Origin of the sequence: Pseudomonas bohemica (assembly GCF_002934685.1) — a bacterium.
GTDB lineage: Bacteria > Pseudomonadota > Gammaproteobacteria > Pseudomonadales > Pseudomonadaceae > Aquipseudomonas > Aquipseudomonas bohemica.
Genome location: NZ_NKHL01000111.1, coordinates 55,291 through 74,769, shown reverse-complemented (window position 1 = coordinate 74,769; position 19,479 = coordinate 55,291). Strand labels below are relative to the sequence as shown.

Sequence of the window (19,479 nt, the reverse complement as noted above, 5' to 3'; positions counted from 1 at the left end):
TGGGCTGACGCGTATCGCGGGCAAGCGCGCTCCTACGGTGTTCACATGGGATAACACCGTCGACGTAGGAGCGTGCTTGCCCGCGAATCACTCTTCGAGTCCCCAAATCCTGACCGCTGGGACGCGAGACGTTGCCCTCGACGCTTCCCACCATTCCCTCACGCCGCCACAGGTGTAGAATCACCGCTATTCATCGCCAATCATCCCCGGCGGGTTTATGAGCTCTGGTCGAGCGTGCAGCGATCCTGTGGCGTTACCGACCTCATCCGCAACGGCAGCGACCTGTCGCCGTTGCAACGGACCAAGAGAAGCTCACTCCCTTACTGAACCTGATTAGCCGCCCGGAGTGCTCCAATGCCTGATTACCGCTCGAAAACGTCTACCCACGGTCGCAATATGGCCGGCGCGCGCGCCCTGTGGCGTGCCACGGGGATGAAAGACGAAGATTTCAAGAAACCGATCATCGCCATCGCCAACTCCTTCACCCAGTTCGTACCGGGCCACGTTCACTTGAAGGACCTGGGCCAACTGGTTGCCCGCGAAATCGAAAGGGCCGGTGGCGTGGCCAAGGAATTCAACACCATCGCGGTCGATGACGGCATTGCCATGGGGCACGACGGGATGCTGTACTCGCTGCCGAGCCGCGAGATCATTGCCGACTCGGTCGAATACATGGTCAACGCCCACTGCGCCGACGCCATCGTCTGCATCTCCAACTGCGACAAGATCACCCCCGGCATGCTGATGGCCGCCCTGCGCCTGAACATCCCGGTGATCTTCGTTTCCGGTGGCCCGATGGAAGCCGGAAAGACCAAACTCGCCAGCCACGGCCTGGATCTGGTTGACGCGATGGTGATTGCCGCTGACTCCACGGCGTCGGACGAGAAAGTCGCCGAATACGAGCGCAGCGCCTGCCCAACCTGCGGTTCGTGCTCCGGCATGTTCACCGCCAACTCGATGAACTGCCTGACCGAAGCCCTGGGCCTCGCATTGCCGGGCAATGGTTCCACGCTGGCAACGCACAGCGACCGCGAGCAGCTGTTCCTGCAGGCTGGCCGCACCATCGTCGAGCTGTGCAAAACCTACTACCGCGACAACGATGATTCGGTGCTGCCGCGCAATATCGCCAACTTCAAGGCCTTTGAAAACGCGATGACCCTGGACATCGCAATGGGTGGTTCCACCAACACCATCCTGCACCTGCTGGCCGCAGCACAGGAAGCCGAAGTGGCATTCGACCTGCGTGACATCGATCGCCTGTCGCGCCGCGTGCCGCAGCTGTGCAAAGTCGCGCCGAACATCCAGAAGTACCACATGGAAGATGTACACCGCGCTGGCGGCATCTTTAGCATTCTCGGTTCGCTCGCCCGAGGCGGCCTGCTGCACACCGACCTGCCGACCGTGCACGCCAGGTCGATGGAAGAAGCCATCGCCAAGTGGGACATCACCCAGACTGACGACGAAGCGGTGCATACCTTCTTCAAGGCAGGCCCGGCCGGTATCCCGACGCAAACCGCGTTCAGCCAGTCGACCCGCTGGGAAACACTGGATGGCGACCGCGAAAACGGCTGTATCCGCAGCGTCGAGCATGCCTATTCGCAAGAAGGCGGCCTGGCTGTGCTATACGGCAACATCGCACTGGACGGCTGCGTGGTGAAGACCGCTGGCGTGGACGAATCGATCCACGTGTTCGAAGGCAACGCGAAGATCTTCGAAAGCCAGGACAGTGCCGTACGCGGCATCCTCGCTGATGAAGTGAAGGCCGGCGACATCGTGATCATCCGTTACGAAGGCCCGAAAGGCGGTCCGGGCATGCAGGAAATGCTCTACCCGACGTCCTACCTGAAGTCCAAGGGCCTGGGCAAAGCCTGCGCACTGCTGACCGACGGCCGTTTCTCCGGTGGTACTTCGGGACTATCCATCGGCCACGCGTCGCCTGAGGCAGCGGCCGGCGGCGCGATCGGTCTGGTGCGCGACGGCGACAAAGTGCTGATCGACATTCCGAACCGTTCGATCAATCTGTTGATTGACGACGCGGAAATGGCCGAGCGCCGGGCCGAGCAGGACAAGAAAGGCTGGAAACCAGTCGAAGCCCGTCCGCGCAAGGTGACCACCGCCCTCAAGGCCTACGCCCTGCTGGCGACCAGCGCCGACAAAGGCGCTGTGCGTGACAAGGCGCTGCTGGAAAAACTGGTGCCGTAATTGGCTTCAGCGTGCAGCGAATGAAAAGCCCGGCAGCGATGCCGGGCTTTTTTATAACACCAGCTCTATTTGCAACCCCGAACCTGTGGGAGCGAGCTTGCTCGCGAATGCGGTATGTCAGCCAATACCGATGTGCCCGGACTGACGCTTCGCGAGCTCGCTCCCACAGGCTACCCATCTGCATCCTGGTAGATGTCCGACTTACTGAATCTCATCCGGCTTGACGATCACCCAGTTCTTGTCCGCCGTCACCGGCAAACCTTCCTTGGCCTGAGCCTCGGCATTGGATTTCATCATGCCCTCGAGCTGGGTCATGTACTTGTCCTTGCGGTTGATCCATAGGTGAATACCGCCCTTACCGACGTCGACGCCGTGAAACTGCATGTAACCATCGCTGGTTGGGGTGTCGCCGCCGACCAGTACCGGTTTTTTCCATTGATCGATGTAGGTCAGGATCGCCGCCTGTTTGCCCGCCATCCACGTCGCCGGGGTCCACAGGTAAGGGGTCAGCTCAAGCCCGAGGTTGGCTTTCTCGTCGTATTTGCCAGCGCTGATCTGCTTGCGCGCCGTGGTCAGCTCGCCAGTTTCGCGGTTCCTCAACAACGTAGTCACGCCGATCACGTTCTGCGGTTTTACGTTGTAGCCGTACTTGGGGTCGGAGGCGACCATGCGCACCAGCTCTTCAGATGCGGCGCTTATGACGTAGACTTCGATGCCGTTTTCCATGAGCTTATTGAACAGCTCGGCCTGGCCGGTAAAGACCTTCGGTGGCGGGACGTCGATGGTCTTGACGACATCCCCTTCGTAATAGGTGCTAGGCACGGGCTTGCCCGATGCCATCAGCTCGTCGACATAGCCTTTGAGTTCTTTGAGGGTGAAGCCGGAGAACACCTGCGCGACCCACGGATAGCAGACCATGTCGTCGATTTCGCAGAGCCGGTAGTAGTAGCTGAACAGGCTTTCCTTATGGCCGGCGGTGTCCTTGAACGGAATCAGCTTGAGGGAGGGGTCAAGCTTCTCGCGGGTGATCAGCCCTTTGTTTTCCATGTATGGCAGCAGCGACTCTTCCAGGTCATAGCGATAGCTGGTGTTGTCCATATCGAAAACGGCGAAATTACCCTTGTTGGCATTTGCCGCGATCATCGCATTCAACTGCTTGGCCGCAGGCTCGGGCCAGTGCTTGAGCTCCGTGGAAAATGCCTGCCCGGCAAGGCCCAGGCACAGTGCAGCAGCCAACAATTTTGGTGCGAGCTTCATAACGGTATCCTCCCCTTTATTAGTTCGAGGCTGGACCGTAACAAAAACCCTTTACCGTTTAAATGCGTCAGCGACCGCCTCCGTTCCGATGGCGTCATGTGGGTGATCATTCACGACAGATGACATAAAAACGACATTTGGGCGACCGTAGCTCTCGGCACCGCGGATCAAATTGTGGGAGTGAGCTGCTCACGAAGACTGACTTTCAAGACACTGAAGATGTGCTGAACGTACGGACGTTTTCGTGAGCAGCTCACTCCCACAGGTTTTGTATCAGGCGCAGTAAGCCGTGCTGCTACAGATGATCCGTCAAGCGCGCTCCCACACTTCAAAGCTGTAAGCAGGCTTGCCGTCCACCGCAGGGTTTTTCGAATTGGAGACCAACACCCACTCGGCCTGATCGAATTCCGGAAACCACGCATCCCCATCAGGACTCAGCGCCACGCGGGTCAGGTACAGGCGATCTGCCTGCGCCAGACCTTGTGCATAAAGCTGCGCGCCCCCGATCAACATGACCTCGCTGACACCCTGCTCAACCGCCCACCCTTCGGCACGCTCGACCGCGGCTTTCAGCGAGGTGAACACTTCGGCACCCTCAAGCTGCAGGTCTGTTTGACGGGTCACGACGAGGTTCAAGCGACCCGGCAGCGGGCGGCCCAGCGAATCCCAGGTCTTGCGACCCATGATGATCGGCTTGCCCAGCGTGGTGGCTTTGAAGTATTTGAAATCCCCCGGCAGATGCCAGGGCATGGAATTGTCGACGCCGATGACCCGGTTTTCACCCAGGGCGGCGATCAGGCTGAGGGGGAGATGTTTTTTCATGGCGGCGAGGATAGCAGAGGCGCCCGTCAACAGAACATTCGCTTGCCCTGTGGTCCAAGCCATGAGCCCCTTGTCTGCGCGATTGCGGCCACAACGGTTATGCTCCCCCCTGACTTCACCAACGAGACGCCGTGTGACTGCACTGACCCCACTCGATGAATTATGGCTGACCGAAGCGGTGCGCCTGCGCGAGCAACACACCGGGCCCCTTGAGGATGACGAGGCCAGCCGTCGCGCCCGCGCCAGTGCGGGGGATCTGCCGACCCGCGTCAAGAATCGAGCGCTGCGGCTGGCCGAGCGTGACGGCATGCTCGCCGCGTTGCGCCACTGGAAACAGGGTGCGCGGCTGTCGCTGATCCTGCTCGCGGTCTTCGCCGTGGTCAGCGGTGCAGGAATGGCCTTCGCAGCCCTTGGCGACGGGCAAACCCCGGTCAACGTGTTCTGGGCCTTGGGCAGTCTGCTTGGGCTGAATCTGATTTTGCTGATCAGTTGGGCGCTGGGGCTGGTCTTCGCCGGAGAAAGCGCCGCCAGCCTCGGGCGCCTCTGGTTGTGGCTCAGCGAAAAACTTGCCCGCGATGCTCAAGCTGCGCAACTGGCACCCGCGCTGATTCTGCTGCTGCAACGAAAGCGCCTGAACCGCTGGCTGCTCGGCACCTGCGTCAACGGTTTATGGCTGCTGGCGCTGCTGAGCGCCCTGACTCTGCTGCTGTTGCTGATGGCGACCCGTCGCTACGGGTTCGTCTGGGAAACCACGATTCTTGGCAGTGACACCTTCGTCAATCTGACCCAAGGCCTTGGCACGCTGCCATCACTATTGGGCATCACCGTTCCCAGCGAGGCCATGATCCGCGCCAGCGGCGACAGCGCATCGATCATCGAGAATGCCCGCCAAGCCTGGGCAGCGTGGCTGGTGGGCGTACTGGTGGTATACGGTATCGCGCCTCGGCTGCTGCTGACCCTGTTCTGCTACAGCCGTTGGCGCGTGGGCCGCAAACATCTCGCGCTGGACCTGAGCGAGCCAGGTTTCGTCGAACTGCGCGAACGCCTGATGCCCAGCAGCGAACGACTTGGCGTTAACGACGCAGCGCCCGCGCAACTTCATGCAGTGCAGCCCGGTCCTTCGGCCATCGATAGCGAGGGCGCGCTACTGGTCGCCATCGAACTGGACGATCAACGCCCTTGGCCGCCGAAATTGCCCGAAACCGTAGCCAACGCGGGCATTCTCGACAGCCGCGAATCGCGCCGGATCCTGCTCGATCAACTGACCCGCTACCCGCCTGCACGCCTGGCCATCGCTTGCGACCCGCGTCGCTCGCCTGATCGCGGCAGCCTGGCGCTGATCGCTGAACTGGCGCGTTGCGCAACCGCCACACGCATCTGGTTGCTGCCCGCCCCGGTCGGTGAAGCGCTGGACGCCAATCGCCTGAGCGACTGGCACAGCGCGTTGCAACAGTTGGAGCTGCCCTGGGCCGACAGCGCCCCGCTGACCTGGCTGGAGACCGGACATGACTGATAAAACCGCAATTCGCCCGCTGAAATTGGCGGTAGTCGGTCACACCAATGTCGGCAAGACATCGCTGCTGCGCACCCTGACCCGTGATGTCGGTTTCGGCGAAGTTTCCCATCGTCCCAGCACCACTCGCCACGTGGAAGGCGCGCGTCTTTCAGTCGACGGCGAAGCGCTGTTGGAGCTGTATGACACGCCTGGCCTGGAGGACGCGATCGCTCTGCTCGATTATCTGGAGCGTCTTGATCGCCCCGGCGAGCGGCTCGATGGTCCGGCGCGGTTGGCGCGTTTTCTGGAGGGCAGCGAAGCCCGACAACGTTTCGAGCAGGAAGCCAAGGTGCTGCGCCAGTTACTGGCCTCGGATGCGGGCCTGTATGTGATCGACGCCCGCGAGCCGGTGCTCGCCAAGTACCGCGACGAGCTGGCGGTACTCGCCAGCTGCGGCAAACCGTTGTTGCCGGTGCTCAACTTTGTCAGCAGCGCCCAGCATCGCGAACCGGATTGGCGCGAAGCCTTGGCGCGGCTGGGACTGCATGCGTTGGTGCGCTTTGACAGCGTAGCGCCTCCGCAGGATGGCGAGCGACGGCTGTATGAGAGTCTGGCGCTGCTGTTGGAAACTTCGCGCACGCAGCTGGAGCGGCTGATCCTCGATCAACAGGCTCAGCGTGACGTGCGCAGGCACAGCGCAGCGCGTTTGATCGCTGAGTTGCTACTCGATTGCGCGGCCTGTCGGCGTAGTGTTGCCACAGCTTCTGATCAAGTGCAGACAGCTATCACCGAGCTGCGCAAGGCAGTGCGTCAGCGCGAACAGCGTTGCGTCGAAGCACTGCTCAAGCTGTATGCGTTTCGGCGTGAAGATGCCTCGGCCAGCGACCTTCCACTGCTGGATGGACGCTGGGGAGATGACCTGTTCAACCCGGAAACGCTGAAACTGTTGGGCGTGCGTGTCGGCAGTGGTATCGCCGCCGGGGCTGCGGCAGGCGCGGGTGTGGATCTGCTCGTGGGCGGCATCACCCTCGGCGCGGCGGCGCTGGTCGGCGCGATTGCCGGTGGGGCGTTGCAAACCGCGCGCAGTTACGGCGGGCGTCTGCTGGGCAAGCTCAAGGGCCAGCGCGAACTGACTGTGGACGATGCCGTGCTACGGCTGCTGGCTTTGCGTCAACGGCAATTGTTGCTGGCGCTGGAGGCACGGGGTCATGCGGCAATGGACAGCATTAAGCTCGATGCCCCACAGGACAAGGCCTGGCGCGAAGGCAGATTGCCGGAGGCACTGCACAAGGCCCGGGCGCATCCGCAGTGGTCGTCGCTGAATCCGCATTCGAAGCTCAATCAGGCCGAGCGCCACGAGCAGGTCGAGGCGCTGGCTGAATCCGTGCTGACCTGACAGAGCACAACTTGCACAGGTTCACATGCCAGGCATAGCCACTGTGGGAGTGAGCTTGCTCACGACTGCCGCGTTCCGGGCGCTAAAGATGCAGCGACCTTCGACTCTTCGTGAGCAAGCTCACTCCTGCAGGGTTCACCGCAGCGCAGCCGTGACTACGGCACATCACCTGCCGACAGTCGCCTTACGCATTTTGCGATAGGGGAAATGCGCGCAGCCCGGTATGATCGCGCGCCCGATACACCCGGAACCCCACCATCATGAAGCCAACCTTGATCGCTGCCGCAGAACTCGACCGTCTCGAGACCTGGCAGAAATACTCCAGCCATATGTGCGGTGGCTGCATTTCCAGCTGTTGCACGTTGCCTGTGGAAGCGAAGATCAAGGACCTGATTCGCATCGGCGTCGTCGACGAGTTCGAAATAGGCGACAACCCAAAGAACATCGCCAAGCGCTTGCAGAAGGAAGGCATTATCGAGCGCTTCAATCAGAAGTCAGGGATCTTCACCCTGCAGCGCATGAGCAACGACGACTGCCTGTATCTGGATCGCAAGAGCCGACTGTGCACCATCTATGACAAGCGCCCCGACACTTGCCGCAATCATCCCAGGATTGGCCCACGGCCGGGGTATTGCGCATACAAACCCAAAGCGGTGCAGCGCGAGAGCAGCGGTACGTTGAGTTCCAACTCTGGACGGGTGCCGTTGAAGTTCTAGGAGCGCCACAAATGTAGGAGCTTGCCCGCGCTCGCAGCGTGTCAGCCGCCAGATGTCTATCAGACAGATCGGCATCGCGAGCAAGCGCGCTCCTACGCCTTCGGCAGGCAGGCACCTCAACGAAATCAAATGCCGTACAAACAAAAACGCCCCCGGCCTTTCGACCGGGGGCGTTTTCATTCAGCCGGGGCTAGTTACACCTTGGCTTTCTTGGCAGCGCGGGTACGCTCGCTTTCGTCGAGGATCTTCTTGCGAAGACGGATCGACTTAGGCGTGACTTCACACAACTCGTCTTCCTGGATGTATTCCAGAGCCTGCTCCAGGGTGAAGCGAACAGGAGGGACCAGAGCGATGGTTTCGTCTTTACCCGAAGCACGCATGTTGTCGAGCTTCTTGCCTTTGGTTGGGTTGACGCCCAGGTCGTTGTCACGGCTGTTCTGACCAACGATCTGACCGTTGTAGATCTCCTGACCGTGCTCGACGAACAGCTTGCCGCGCGCCTGCAGGGTTTCCAGGGAGTAGGTCAGAGCCTTACCGGTCTCAACCGATACCAGCACGCCGTTCTGACGGCCGGACATGTGGCCCGACTTCACGGTGTCGTAGCGATCGAAGATTGAGGTCAGGATGCCAGCACCGTTGGTCAGGGTCAGGAACTGGTTACGGAAACCGATCAGACCACGAGCAGGGATGTTGTATTCCAAACGAACACGGCCCTTGCCATCCGGCACCATGTTGCTCAGATCGCCTTTACGCAGACCCATCTCTTCCATGACCTTGCCCTGCGATTCTTCAGGGATGTCGATGGTGACGTTTTCGTACGGCTCTTGCTTGACGCCGTCGACTTCACGAATGATCACTTCGGGACGGCCGAGGGCCAGTTCGAAGCCTTCGCGACGCATGGTTTCGATCAGTACCGAGAGGTGCAGCTCACCACGGCCGGAAACCTTGAACTTGTCAGCCGAGTCGCCTTCTTCAACGCGCAATGCAACGTTGTACAGCAGCTCTTTGTCCAGACGGTCCTTGATGTTACGGGACGTTACGAATTTGCCTTCCTTACCGCAGAATGGCGAATCGTTAACCTGGAAGGTCATGGAAACGGTCGGCTCGTCAACGGTCAGCGGCTTCATCGCTTCGACGGTCAGTGGGTCGCACAGAGTGTCGGAGATGAACAGTTCTTCGAAGCCGCTGATGCAGACGATGTCGCCGGCAGCCGCTTCGTCGACGTCGATGCGGTGCAGACCGTGGTGGCCCATCAGCTTGAGGATACGACCGTTACGTCGCTTGCCGTCAGCACTGATAGCCACAACCGGGGTGTTGGGCTTGATGCGACCGCGAGCGATACGACCAACACCGATGACACCCAGGAAGCTGTTGTAGTCCAGTGCCGAGATTTGCATCTGGAACGGACCGTCACGGTCAACTTTCGGCGCAGGTACGTGGTCGACGACCGCTTGGTACAGCGGGGTCATGTCTTCGGCCATGTCGGTGTGGTCCAGACCGGCGATGCCGTTGATGGCCGAGGCGTAGACGACTTGGAAGTCCAACTGTTCTTCGGTGGCACCCAGGTTGTCGAACAGATCGAAGATCTGGTCCAGAACCCAGTCAGGACGCGCGCCCGGACGGTCAACCTTGTTGATGACCACGATTGGACGCAGGCCGGCTTCGAAAGCCTTCTTGGTCACGAAACGGGTTTGCGGCATTGGGCCGTCTTGAGCATCGACCAGCAACAGAACGGAGTCGACCATCGACATCACGCGCTCTACTTCACCGCCGAAGTCGGCGTGGCCCGGGGTGTCGACGATGTTGATGTGGTAGCCATTCCAGTTGATCGCGGTGTTCTTCGCGAGAATGGTAATACCGCGCTCTTTTTCCTGGTCGTTGGAGTCCATCACGCGTTCGTCGTTGAGCTCGTTGCGCTCAAGGGTGCCGGACTGGCGCAGAAGCTTGTCGACGAGGGTAGTTTTACCGTGGTCAACGTGAGCAATGATGGCGATGTTGCGTAGATTTTCGATCACTTGTGTATCTCGATCAGAGGATTCGGTCAGCTGAATAATTCTAGACAGCTATGAACATTGGAGCCGGCGAAAGCCGTTACGGCTGACGACTGGTGTCGGGGGGCCGGTGACGCAAGCCACAGGCAAACAGCCCCGGGCACTTAGCTCGGTCGATAAACGCGCACATTGGCATGCCCCTCAGTGAGCAAATGATGAGCATGCAGGCGACTCATGACGCCTTTGTCGCAATAAAGCAGGTACTGGCGCGTGTCATCCAGTTCCTTGAAACGGCTGTTCAATGCAAAGAACGGCAGCGTTTGTACTTCGATGCCCGACAGCTCCAGCGGGCGGTCTTCTGTTTCATCCGGGTGACGGATGTCGATGACCACTTGCCCGGCCAGAGCTTGACCGACCTCTTCGACCTGAACGTCCTGACCCAATTCCTCGATCACGCGATCGATAGGCACCAGACGGGCGTTTTCGAGCGCACGCTCGAGCACGGCCATGTCGAACTCTTTTTCTTCATGCTCGACGCGGTGGCGTTTGGCCGCGGTCTTTGGATTGACCGAGATCACACCGCAATATTCAGGCATGTGCCGGGCAAAATCACCGGTGCCGATCTGGTCGGCCTGGTCGATGATGTCCTGCTTGTGACTGGCGATCAGCGGGCGCAAGACCAGCTTTTCCGTCACGCAATCGATGACCGACAGATTCGGTAGTGTCTGGCTGGACACTTGGGAAATCGCCTCGCCGGTCACCAGCGCGTCGATTTCCAGCCTGTCGGCAATGTGGGTCGCAGCGCGCAACATCATACGCTTCAATACTACGCCCATATGACTGTTATCGACTTTTCCGAGAATTTCTCCCAGAACTTCCTCGAACGGTACGCTGACGAACAGTACCCGTTGCGAGCTGCCGTATTTCTTCCAAAGGAAGTGCGCGACTTCCATCACGCCCAGTTCATGAGCCCTGCCGCCCAGATTGAAGAAGCAGAAATGGCTCATCAGACCGCGACGCATGATCTGGTACGCGGCCACAGTGGAGTCGAACCCCCCGGACATCAACACCAGAGTCTGTTCCAGCGAGCCCAGCGGATAGCCGCCGACGCCATTGTGCTGACTGTGAATCACGAACAGACGCTTGTCGCGGATTTCAATCCGCACCTCGACTTCCGGCGCCTTGAGGGAAATACCGGCAGCATTGCATTCACGGCGCAGCTTGCTGCCAACGTACCGCTCGACGTCCATGGAGCTGAAGTCGTGGTGACCGGCACGCTTGCAGCGCACCGAGAAAATCTTGCCAGGCAAGGCATGACCGAAGTGCAGCTTGCACTTCTCATAGATGTCATCCAGGTCGCCCAACGGGTACTGATCGACCTGCAAGAAATGTGCGATACCCGGCATGCAGCTCAGGCGCTCGGTCATTTCGTGCAGCAGCTTCGGATCCTCGACCTTCGTTTCGACCTCAAGGTTGTCCCACACGCCATCGACCACCAGCGCCGGGTCCAAGTCGCGGAGCACGGTGCGGATGTTTTTGGCCAGCTGCTTGATGAAGCGCTTGCGTACAGGCCGGCTCTTGATGGTGATTTCCGGGAAAACTTTAACGATTAATTTCATGAAAACAGCGCGCAAGGTGCCGGTCGAAAAAGGGGGGCGCGGATTATAGCGGAAATTGCTCAAGGTTTAAGCAGTTATCGTATAGCCGATCATCAGCGCACCAAAATGTGACTGTATACAATCCGAAAGCACCAATAAGGTGCGCCCGATTTCACAAATGCGACGTTTAACGCGCTAAAACCCGGCGTTTTCCGAAGAAAACCCAACACGGGGCACTGGCATGCAAATTGCTCCCTTGTGAGGCAGGTTGCCTTGGTCGACTATCGCGCCCGGCATCACCCATATTAAGGGCCCCACCACTACTCGGCCCTAAGCCACCCCGGAGGACAACATGTCGAAGTCGGTTCAACTCATCAAAGATCATGACGTTAAATGGATTGATCTGCGCTTCACGGACACCAAAGGTACTCAGCACCACGTGACCATGCCTGCTCGCGATGCGCTAGAGGACGATTTCTTTGAAGTCGGCAAAATGTTCGACGGCTCGTCCATCTCCGGCTGGAAAGGCATCGAAGCCTCCGACATGATCCTGCTGCCGGACGACGAAACTGCCGTTCTGGACCCGTTCACCGAAGATCCGACTCTGATCCTGGTTTGCGACATCATTGAACCTTCGACCATGCAAGGTTACGACCGCGACCCACGCGCCATCGCTCACCGCGCCGAGGAATACCTGAAGTCCACCGGTATCGGTGACACCGTGTTCGCCGGTCCAGAGCCAGAATTCTTCATCTTCGACGAAGTGAAATTCAAGTCCGACATCTCGGGCTCAATGTTCAAGATCTTCTCCGAACAAGGTTCGTGGATGTCCGACGCTGACATCGAAGGCGGCAACAAGGGCCACCGTCCTGGTATCAAAGGCGGCTACTTCCCGGTTCCTCCGTTCGACCACGACCACGAAATCCGCACCGCAATGTGCAACGCCCTGGAAGAAATGGGCCAGGTCGTCGAAGTTCACCACCACGAAGTGGCAACCGCTGGCCAGAACGAAATCGGTGTGAAATTCAACACACTGGTTAAAAAGGCTGACGAAGTTCAGACCCTTAAATACGTTGTTCACAACGTTGCCGACGCTTACGGCCGCACCGCTACCTTCATGCCTAAGCCTCTGTACGGCGATAACGGTTCGGGTATGCACGTTCACATGTCCATCGCCAAAGATGGCAAGAACACCTTCGCAGGCGAGGGCTATGCCGGTCTGTCCGACACCGCTCTGTACTTCATCGGCGGCGTCATCAAGCACGGTAAGGCCCTGAACGGCTTCACCAACCCGTCGACGAACTCCTACAAGCGTCTGGTCCCAGGTTTCGAAGCTCCCGTGATGCTGGCCTACTCGGCTCGCAACCGTTCCGCTTCGATCCGTATTCCTTACGTCTCCAGCCCACGCGGCCGTCGTATCGAAGCACGTTTCCCGGATCCATCGGCCAACCCATACCTGGCGTTCGCTGCACTGTTGATGGCTGGCCTGGACGGCATCCAGAACAAGATCCATCCTGGCGACGCAGCTGACAAAAACCTGTACGACCTGCCGCCAGAAGAAGCAGCAGAAATCCCACAAGTTTGCGGCAGCCTGAAAGAAGCCCTGGAAGAGTTGGACAAAGGCCGCGCGTTCCTGACCAAAGGCGGCGTTTTCAGCGACGACTTCATCGATGCCTACATCGCTCTGAAATCGGAAGAAGAAATCAAGGTCCGCACCTTCGTACACCCACTGGAATACGAGCTGTATTACAGCTGCTGATCCAGTCGCGCCAGCGAAAGCTGCGTGAAAGAGAGGCCTCCTTCGGGAGGCCTTTTTTATGCCTGGGAAATGCTCAGGTCTGGATCCGGGGTTATCCCAACGCTGCGGCTTGGTCGGATTGAACTCTGCGCAGTGAGTTTGCTCACGAAGGGGGGAGTTAGATGGAGCATAATTTCGGCGCCTGAAAGCCAGCCTTCGTGAGCAAGCTCACTCCCACAATATCAATAAGGCGGGAAAAGCCTGAATGCCGGATGTGGTGGTACTTGTTTATCGTGTTTACAAAGTTTTTTTCCAGATACTGTCTCATCCGGCCTGCTCCCGGACATCCCAAGAATTCCCATGGACATCGACATGCTCAAACCGCTCTGGCTCATGCTTCTGACTCCACCCTTGATCGCCGGCTGCATCAGCACCTCAACCAACCGGCCCGCGCCCGCCGAACTGCGCCCGCTGATCGACACCATCGGGCAACGGCTCGACATCGCCAATGATGTTGCCCTTAGCAAGTTCTACAGCGGCAAACCGGTGCAGGATTCCGACCGCGAGCGACAGGTGATCGCCAATGCCGAAGCCCAGGCTTCGCTGTACAAACTCGATCAGGACGACGTACGTCAGTTCATGACCGCGCAGATCGAGGCCAACAAGACGGTGCAATACGCACGTATCGAGCAATGGCATGCAAACGGCAAAGCGCCCGGCCAGCCCAACGCCGGTTTGATGACAGCCATCCGTACGCGTCTGGATCACTTGCAGCCACTTATGATGGAGAGATTCGTGGCATTCCAGCCTTGGCGTAACGACAGCGACTGCCAGGGCTGGGTCAGTGGCGAAATCGAACACACTACCACTGACGCGACAATGGCAAAGGCATTGCAACAAGCCACCGAAACCTTATGCATGGCCCAGGCGAAAAACTGATCAGGGGCTCCGCTCGACACACTTGGGCAATGACACCACCGAGGCGGTTTTGCTCTATGCTGGCGTCTGTGCCCGACGCTCTGCTGGATGCGCGGCGCGCGCTGTCGCTCTCCTGATCGTGGTACCGGAGTATTCATGCGTCAAAGCCTTGCCCTTGTGCTGCTGTTGCTTGCGCTTCCCGCAGTCGCCCAGATCTATAAATACACCGATGCCAACGGCAACACGGCCTTCAGCAATCAGCCGCCCGATGGGACGAAAGCGGAGACAGTCGATCTGCCGCCATTGAACAGCGTCGGCGGCGCTGCGCCAGCGCCCCCGCTGCCAAGTCCGTCGCAAAATCAGCCTCAACCACAACCGAGCAGCGCGTCCTATCAAACGCTGCAACTCACCGATCTGCCCAATGACGAAGCCCTGCGCGCCAACAATGGCTCTTTCATGATCGGTGTGATGATTCAACCGCGCCTGCAGCCCGGTCATCAGCTTCAATTAGTGGTGGATGGAAAGCCCTATGGCCAACCCACCAACGTCCCCCGCGTCCAGGTCACAGAGCTGGACCGAGGCGAGCACAGCCTGTCCGTCCAAGTGCTGCAAGGCACACAGGTGGTCCAACAAAGCCAGACCATCAACCTGACAGTGCAGCGAGCCCATGTCGCCAGACCCTAAGCATCCTTGGCTGTGGCGTTCGCTGCTCTGCCTGCTCATGCTCATCGGCCAATCGGCAGTCGCTCAGGTGTACACCTACATCGACGCCGAGGGTAATCGGGTCTTCACCGACCAACCTCACAAAAATGCGAAAAAGGTCGACATCGCTCCCGGCAACCAGATCAGGTCCACGCCTAAAAAACCAAGCCCGGCTGCCAGCGCCAAACCCAAGCCGGGCCCGCTGTTTCACTATCAGTTGCTGCGCATTCTTGCGCCGGAACCGGACACCGCGATTCGTGACATCCAGGGCAACCTGATCGTTACTGTCACCAATGATCCCGAACTACAACCCGGCCACACCTATCGCCTGCTGCTGGACGGCGAACCGTACGGCAATCCAGGCCGTAGCCCGGTTTTCCCGATGACCAATATCGATCGCGGCACGCATCAGCTGTCGATCGAGATCGTCGACGAGTTCGGCCGTGTGGCTGAACGCACCCCCAACCAGCCGTTCCACATGATGCGCATCTCGCTGGCACAGAAGCGCCTCGCTCAACCCTGCAAGACAGACGATTACGGCGTGCGCCCCGAATGTCCGCTCAAGGACAAGCCACCCGAAGAGAGCAGCATCCTGCCTTTTTTCTGATGCGAGCCTTGCGAACTACTAAGCTCCATAACGGTGCACAACCTGAACGGACGCTTCGCCAAAAATCCCATTTTGGTTCATGAATCGCTTTAGGCAGCGCTGTCAACGGGCTGGCTGTCCAAAAAAAGCCCGAAATGCTCGTTTCGACGCTTCTTTTCGGAGCTTGGTTTGGTTTTTGCATTTTCTTACGAATAAGCAAGGGCTAAGCACCGTATCAGCCGTCTTCCTACGCTGGCGAAGACCAACCAGAGCCTGCACTTCCGGGTCCGCCCATTCGTGCGATGTGCCAAAAGAGGTCAACGAAATTCATGACTATCAGCGATACGTTGCACCGATTGTTACTCGACAACCTGACCACTGCCACGATTCTGCTCAACGCTGACCTGCGTCTGGAGTACATGAATCCCGCAGCCGAAATGCTGCTGGCGATCAGCGGTCAGCGCAGTCATGGGCAATTCATCAGCGAACTGTTCACCGAGTCCGCCGAAGCACTCAGTTCGCTTCGCCAGGCGGTGGAACAGGCGCACCCTTTCACCAAGCGCGAAGCCATGCTGACCGCGCTCACTGGCCAGACGCTGACTGTCGATTACGCTGTGACGCCGATTCTGTCGCAAGGCGAGACCATGCTGCTGCTGGAAGTCCATCCCCGTGATCGCCTGCTGCGCATCACCAAGGAGGAGGCTCAACTGTCGAAGCAGGAAACCACCAAGATGCTGGTTCGCGGGCTCGCCCACGAGATCAAGAACCCGCTCGGTGGCATCCGCGGCGCTGCGCAATTGCTGGCGCGCGAACTGCCGGAAGAAAGTCTCAAGGACTACACAAACGTCATCATCGAAGAAGCCGACCGCCTTCGAAATCTGGTCGACCGGATGCTCGGCTCGAACAAACTGCCGTCGCTGGCGATGACCAATGTGCACGAAGTGCTGGAGCGCGTGTGCAGCCTGGTGGAAGCTGAAAGCCAGGGCTGCATCACATTGGTGCGTGACTATGACCCAAGCATTCCGGACGTTCTGATCGACCGTGAACAAATGATCCAGGCCGTGCTCAATATCGTGCGCAACGCCATGCAGGCGATCAGCGGACAGAACGAACTTCGTCTTGGCCGCATCAGTCTGCGTACCCGGGCGATGCGGCAGTTCACCATCGGTCACGTGCGCCATCGCCTGGTGAGCAAGATCGAAATCATCGACAACGGGCCGGGTATCCCCCCGGAACTTCAAGAAACCATTTTTTACCCAATGGTCAGTGGCCGCCCGGATGGCACCGGGCTGGGCCTTGCCATCACCCAGAACATCATCAGTCAGCACCAGGGGCTGATCGAGTGTGACAGCCATCCTGGCCACACAACTTTCTCGATCTTCTTGCCGCTGGAACAAGGAGCAGCTTCGACATGAGCCGTAGTGAAACTGTCTGGATCGTCGACGACGACCGTTCCATCCGCTGGGTACTGGAAAAGGCCTTGCAGCAAGAAGGCATGACAACACAGAGCTTCGACAGCGCCGATGGCGTGATGAGCCGCCTGGCGCGTCAGCAACCGGACGTGATCATTTCCGACATTCGCATGCCCGGCGCCAGCGGCCTGGACCTGTTGGCGCGGATTCGCGAACAGCATCCGCGCCTGCCTGTCATCATCATGACCGCCCATTCGGACCTGGACAGTGCCGTGGCTTCGTATCAAGGCGGCGCCTTTGAATACCTGCCCAAGCCGTTCGACGTCGACGAAGCGGTATCGCTGGTCAAGCGCGCCAATCAGCATGCTCAGGAACAACAGGGCATGGACGTTGCGCCAGCCCTGACCCGCACCCCGGAAATCATCGGCGAAGCCCCGGCGATGCAGGAAGTGTTTCGCGCCATCGGGCGTCTGAGCCATTCCAACATTACCGTGCTGATCAACGGTGAATCGGGCACCGGTAAAGAGCTGGTCGCCCACGCGCTGCACCGCCACAGCCCACGCTCGGCCTCGCCATTCATTGCGTTGAACATGGCGGCGATTCCAAAAGACCTGATGGAATCCGAGCTGTTCGGTCACGAAAAAGGCGCGTTTACCGGCGCGGCCAACCTGCGTCGCGGTCGCTTCGAACAAGCCGACGGCGGTACGTTGTTCCTCGATGAAATCGGCGACATGCCTGCCGATACCCAGACTCGCCTGTTGCGCGTGCTGGCCGATGGCGAGTTCTATCGCGTCGGCGGTCATGTGCCGGTAAAGGTGGACGTGCGCATCATCGCGGCGACGCACCAGAATCTGGAAACACTGGTGCAGGCCGGCAAATTCCGTGAGGACTTGTTCCATCGCCTGAACGTCATCCGCATCCATATTCCGCGTCTGTCCGACCGCCGTGAGGACATTCCGACCCTGGCCAAGCACTTCCTGAGCCGCGCAGCGCAGGAGTTGGCCGTCGAGCCAAAGCTGTTGAAGGCCGAGACCGAGGAGTACCTCAAGCATCTGCCGTGGCCGGGTAACGTGCGTCAACTGGAAAACACCTGCCGGTGGATCACGGTCATGGCTTCGGGTCGTGAAGTGCACATCAGCGACTTGCCACCCGAGTTGCTCAGCCTGCCACAGGACGCTGCCCCGGTGACCAACTGGGAACAGGCATTGCGTCAGTGGGCCGACCAGGCGCTGGCTCGGGGGCAATCCAGCCTGCTGGACAGCGCGGTGCCGACTTTCGAACGCATCATGATCGAAACCGCCCTGAAGCACACCGCCGGCCGCCGCCGCGACGCCGCCGTGCTACTGGGCTGGGGCCGCAACACCTTGACCCGCAAGATCAAGGAGTTGGGCATGAAGATCGATGGTGGGGATGATGATGAGGGGGATGAGGGTTAATCGGTTCTGGCTGATCTCGCAGTGACCTGTGGGAGCTTGCGCAGGTTACGACGGCGGCGAAAGCGGTGTGTCAGATCGACCGCCTTCGCTACCGTCGTAACCTCCGGAATTTCCCACAGGTTCAGCATTTCAGGTGATGCCTGTCGTCGTTACTCAGCCGACGACGGCTTCTCCCACAAGTTGATCCCGCCTTCCACCGCGAAGCGGTCGATCTCGGCCAGTTCCTCCTGGCTGAACGCCAGATTATCCAATGCCCCGACGTTCTCGATGATCTGCTCCGGGCGGCTCGCGCCAATCAATGCCGACGTCACTCTTGGATCACGCAGCGTCCAGGCCAATGCCATTTGCGCCAGGCTTTGACCACGGCGTTGGGCGATATCGTTCAGTGCGCGTACGTGCTCGATGTTCTGCTCCGATAAATGCGAGGCCTGCAGCGAACCACCGCCCGGGCGGTTGACCCGCGCATCCTTCGGAATGCCGTTCAGGTATTTGTCAGACAACAGCCCCTGAGCCAGCGCGGTGAAGGCGATAACGCCCGAACCCAGCTGATCGGTGGTGTCCAGCAGGTCTTTTTCGACCCAGCGATTGAGCAGGTTGTAGGCCGGCTGATGAATCAGTAACGGCACTTTCCACTCTTTCAGCAGGCCTGCTATTTCCCGGGTTTTGGCACCTGAGTATGACGAGATTCCGATGTACAGCGCCTTGCCTTGCTGCACGGCGGTCGCCAGCGCGCCCGCGGTTTCTTCCAACGGGGTGTCCGGGTCGAAGCGGTGTGAATAGAAGATATCCACATAATCCAGGCCCATGCGTTGCAGGCTCTGATCGAGGCTGGCCAGCACGTATTTACGCGAACCGCCACCCTGGCCATACGGGCCAGGCCACATGTCCCAGCCGGCCTTGGTGGAGATGATCAGCTCGTCACGGTATTGCTGGAAGTCTTCACGCAGCAAACGGCCGAAGTTGATCTCGGCGCTGCCGTAGGGCGGACCATAGTTATTGGCCAGGTCAAAGTGGTTGATGCCCAGATCGAAGGCGGTACGCAACATCGCGCGCTGGGTATCCAGCGGCGTGCTGTCGCCGAAGTTGTGCCACAGGCCCATCGACAGTGCAGGCAGAACCAGGCCGCTACGCCCTACGCGGCGATACGGAACGCGTTCATAACGGTTTTTGGCAGCGATGTAGGTCATTCGATCCTCTCTTTCTTTTCTGA

Annotated in this window: 15 protein-coding genes; 10 read left to right on the top strand and 5 right to left on the bottom strand. The window is 59.3% G+C overall.

What is annotated here, in order from left to right; all coding sequences use genetic code 11:
- Nucleotides 1-354: 354 nt before the first annotated feature.
- The gene (gene ilvD / locus CE491_RS16605) at nt 355-2,202 is read left to right on the top strand and encodes a dihydroxy-acid dehydratase (protein ID WP_110949414.1); all 1,848 of its coding nucleotides are present in this window, start codon (nt 355-357) and stop codon (nt 2,200-2,202) included.
- Between the two features lie 201 nt (nt 2,203-2,403).
- Here the strand turns inward: ilvD and CE491_RS16600 are convergent, their stop codons facing one another.
- Together CE491_RS16600 and CE491_RS16595 are read right to left on the bottom strand one after the other, a co-directional pair.
- Nucleotides 2,404-3,459, bottom strand: a complete 1,056-nt coding sequence (locus CE491_RS16600; protein ID WP_110949413.1) for an HAD family hydrolase — start codon at nt 3,457-3,459, stop codon at nt 2,404-2,406.
- A 309-nt stretch (nt 3,460-3,768) separates the two neighbouring features.
- Complete coding sequence (locus tag CE491_RS16595) at nt 3,769-4,281, bottom strand: dihydrofolate reductase (RefSeq protein WP_110949502.1); 513 nt, start codon at nt 4,279-4,281, stop codon at nt 3,769-3,771.
- Between the two features lie 133 nt (nt 4,282-4,414).
- Here CE491_RS16595 and CE491_RS16590 point away from each other — a divergent pair, with 133 nt between their 5' ends.
- The 3 genes from CE491_RS16590 (at nt 4,415) to CE491_RS16580 (ending at nt 7,888) form a co-directional block, all read left to right on the top strand.
- On the top strand, nt 4,415-5,794 hold the full coding sequence (locus CE491_RS16590) for a DUF2868 domain-containing protein (protein WP_110949412.1): 1,380 nt from the start codon (nt 4,415-4,417) through the stop codon (nt 5,792-5,794).
- Nucleotides 5,787-7,172, top strand: a complete 1,386-nt coding sequence (locus CE491_RS16585) for a DUF3482 domain-containing protein (protein WP_110949411.1) — start codon at nt 5,787-5,789, stop codon at nt 7,170-7,172. The genes CE491_RS16590 and CE491_RS16585 overlap by 8 nt, the downstream gene beginning before the upstream one ends.
- A 260-nt stretch (nt 7,173-7,432) precedes the next feature.
- On the top strand, nt 7,433-7,888 hold the full coding sequence (locus tag CE491_RS16580; protein ID WP_110949410.1) for a YkgJ family cysteine cluster protein: 456 nt from the start codon (nt 7,433-7,435) through the stop codon (nt 7,886-7,888).
- Nucleotides 7,889-8,082: 194 nt separating this feature from the next.
- On the opposite strand, the gene typA is transcribed toward CE491_RS16580, so the two are convergent.
- Together typA and thiI are read right to left on the bottom strand one after the other, a co-directional pair.
- Nucleotides 8,083-9,903 carry a translational GTPase TypA gene (gene typA, locus CE491_RS16575; protein ID WP_110949409.1) on the bottom strand — a complete coding sequence of 607 codons (1,821 nt, stop codon included), beginning with the start codon at nt 9,901-9,903 and terminating at the stop codon, nt 8,083-8,085.
- A gap of 140 nt (nt 9,904-10,043) precedes the next feature.
- Nucleotides 10,044-11,498: a tRNA uracil 4-sulfurtransferase ThiI gene (gene thiI, locus CE491_RS16570; protein ID WP_110949408.1), complete on the bottom strand. Its 1,455-nt coding sequence runs from the start codon at nt 11,496-11,498 to the stop codon at nt 10,044-10,046.
- Between the two features lie 331 nt (nt 11,499-11,829).
- Between thiI and glnA the strand changes: the two genes are divergently transcribed.
- From glnA to ntrC, 6 genes are all read left to right on the top strand, one after another.
- Entirely contained in the window at nt 11,830-13,236 is a 1,407-nt protein-coding gene (gene glnA / locus CE491_RS16560; RefSeq protein WP_110949407.1) for a glutamate--ammonia ligase, read from the top strand.
- Nucleotides 13,237-13,575: 339 nt separating this feature from the next.
- Nucleotides 13,576-14,154 (top strand): chorismate mutase, encoded by a 579-nt coding sequence (locus CE491_RS16555; RefSeq protein ID WP_110949406.1) that lies wholly within the window; start codon nt 13,576-13,578, stop codon nt 14,152-14,154.
- 135 nt (nt 14,155-14,289) lie between these two features.
- Nucleotides 14,290-14,817, top strand: a complete 528-nt coding sequence (locus tag CE491_RS16550; RefSeq protein ID WP_110949405.1) for a DUF4124 domain-containing protein — start codon at nt 14,290-14,292, stop codon at nt 14,815-14,817.
- Entirely contained in the window at nt 14,801-15,442 is a 642-nt protein-coding gene (locus tag CE491_RS16545; protein ID WP_110949404.1) for a DUF4124 domain-containing protein, read from the top strand. The genes CE491_RS16550 and CE491_RS16545 overlap by 17 nt, the downstream gene beginning before the upstream one ends.
- Before the next feature lie 308 nt (nt 15,443-15,750).
- Nucleotides 15,751-16,836, top strand: a complete 1,086-nt coding sequence (glnL, locus tag CE491_RS16540) for a nitrogen regulation protein NR(II) (RefSeq protein ID WP_110949403.1) — start codon at nt 15,751-15,753, stop codon at nt 16,834-16,836.
- On the top strand, nt 16,833-18,269 hold the full coding sequence (gene ntrC, locus CE491_RS16535) for a nitrogen regulation protein NR(I) (RefSeq protein WP_110949402.1): 1,437 nt from the start codon (nt 16,833-16,835) through the stop codon (nt 18,267-18,269). The genes glnL and ntrC overlap by 4 nt, the downstream gene beginning before the upstream one ends.
- 149 nt (nt 18,270-18,418) lie before the next feature.
- Here the strand turns inward: ntrC and mgrA are convergent, their stop codons facing one another.
- Entirely contained in the window at nt 18,419-19,456 is a 1,038-nt protein-coding gene (gene mgrA / locus CE491_RS16530; RefSeq protein ID WP_110949401.1) for an L-glyceraldehyde 3-phosphate reductase, read from the bottom strand.
- Nucleotides 19,457-19,479: the final 23 nt, after the last annotated feature.

What these genes read in the sequence shown, in the direction of transcription:
- ilvD (WP_110949414.1), top strand. Translation starts at nt 355, where the DNA reads ATGCCTGATTACCGCTCGAAAACGTCTACCCACGGTCGCAATATGGCC.
- CE491_RS16600 (WP_110949413.1), bottom strand. Translation starts at nt 3,459, where the DNA reads ATGAAGCTCGCACCAAAATTGTTGGCTGCTGCACTGTGCCTGGGCCTT.
- CE491_RS16595 (WP_110949502.1), bottom strand. Translation starts at nt 4,281, where the DNA reads ATGAAAAAACATCTCCCCCTCAGCCTGATCGCCGCCCTGGGTGAAAAC.
- CE491_RS16585 (WP_110949411.1), top strand. Translation starts at nt 5,787, where the DNA reads ATGACTGATAAAACCGCAATTCGCCCGCTGAAATTGGCGGTAGTCGGT.
- CE491_RS16580 (WP_110949410.1), top strand. Translation starts at nt 7,433, where the DNA reads ATGAAGCCAACCTTGATCGCTGCCGCAGAACTCGACCGTCTCGAGACC.
- thiI (WP_110949408.1), bottom strand. Translation starts at nt 11,498, where the DNA reads ATGAAATTAATCGTTAAAGTTTTCCCGGAAATCACCATCAAGAGCCGG.
- glnA (WP_110949407.1), top strand. Translation starts at nt 11,830, where the DNA reads ATGTCGAAGTCGGTTCAACTCATCAAAGATCATGACGTTAAATGGATT.
- CE491_RS16555 (WP_110949406.1), top strand. Translation starts at nt 13,576, where the DNA reads ATGGACATCGACATGCTCAAACCGCTCTGGCTCATGCTTCTGACTCCA.
- CE491_RS16550 (WP_110949405.1), top strand. Translation starts at nt 14,290, where the DNA reads ATGCGTCAAAGCCTTGCCCTTGTGCTGCTGTTGCTTGCGCTTCCCGCA.
- CE491_RS16545 (WP_110949404.1), top strand. Translation starts at nt 14,801, where the DNA reads ATGTCGCCAGACCCTAAGCATCCTTGGCTGTGGCGTTCGCTGCTCTGC.
- glnL (WP_110949403.1), top strand. Translation starts at nt 15,751, where the DNA reads ATGACTATCAGCGATACGTTGCACCGATTGTTACTCGACAACCTGACC.
- ntrC (WP_110949402.1), top strand. Translation starts at nt 16,833, where the DNA reads ATGAGCCGTAGTGAAACTGTCTGGATCGTCGACGACGACCGTTCCATC.
- mgrA (WP_110949401.1), bottom strand. Translation starts at nt 19,456, where the DNA reads ATGACCTACATCGCTGCCAAAAACCGTTATGAACGCGTTCCGTATCGC.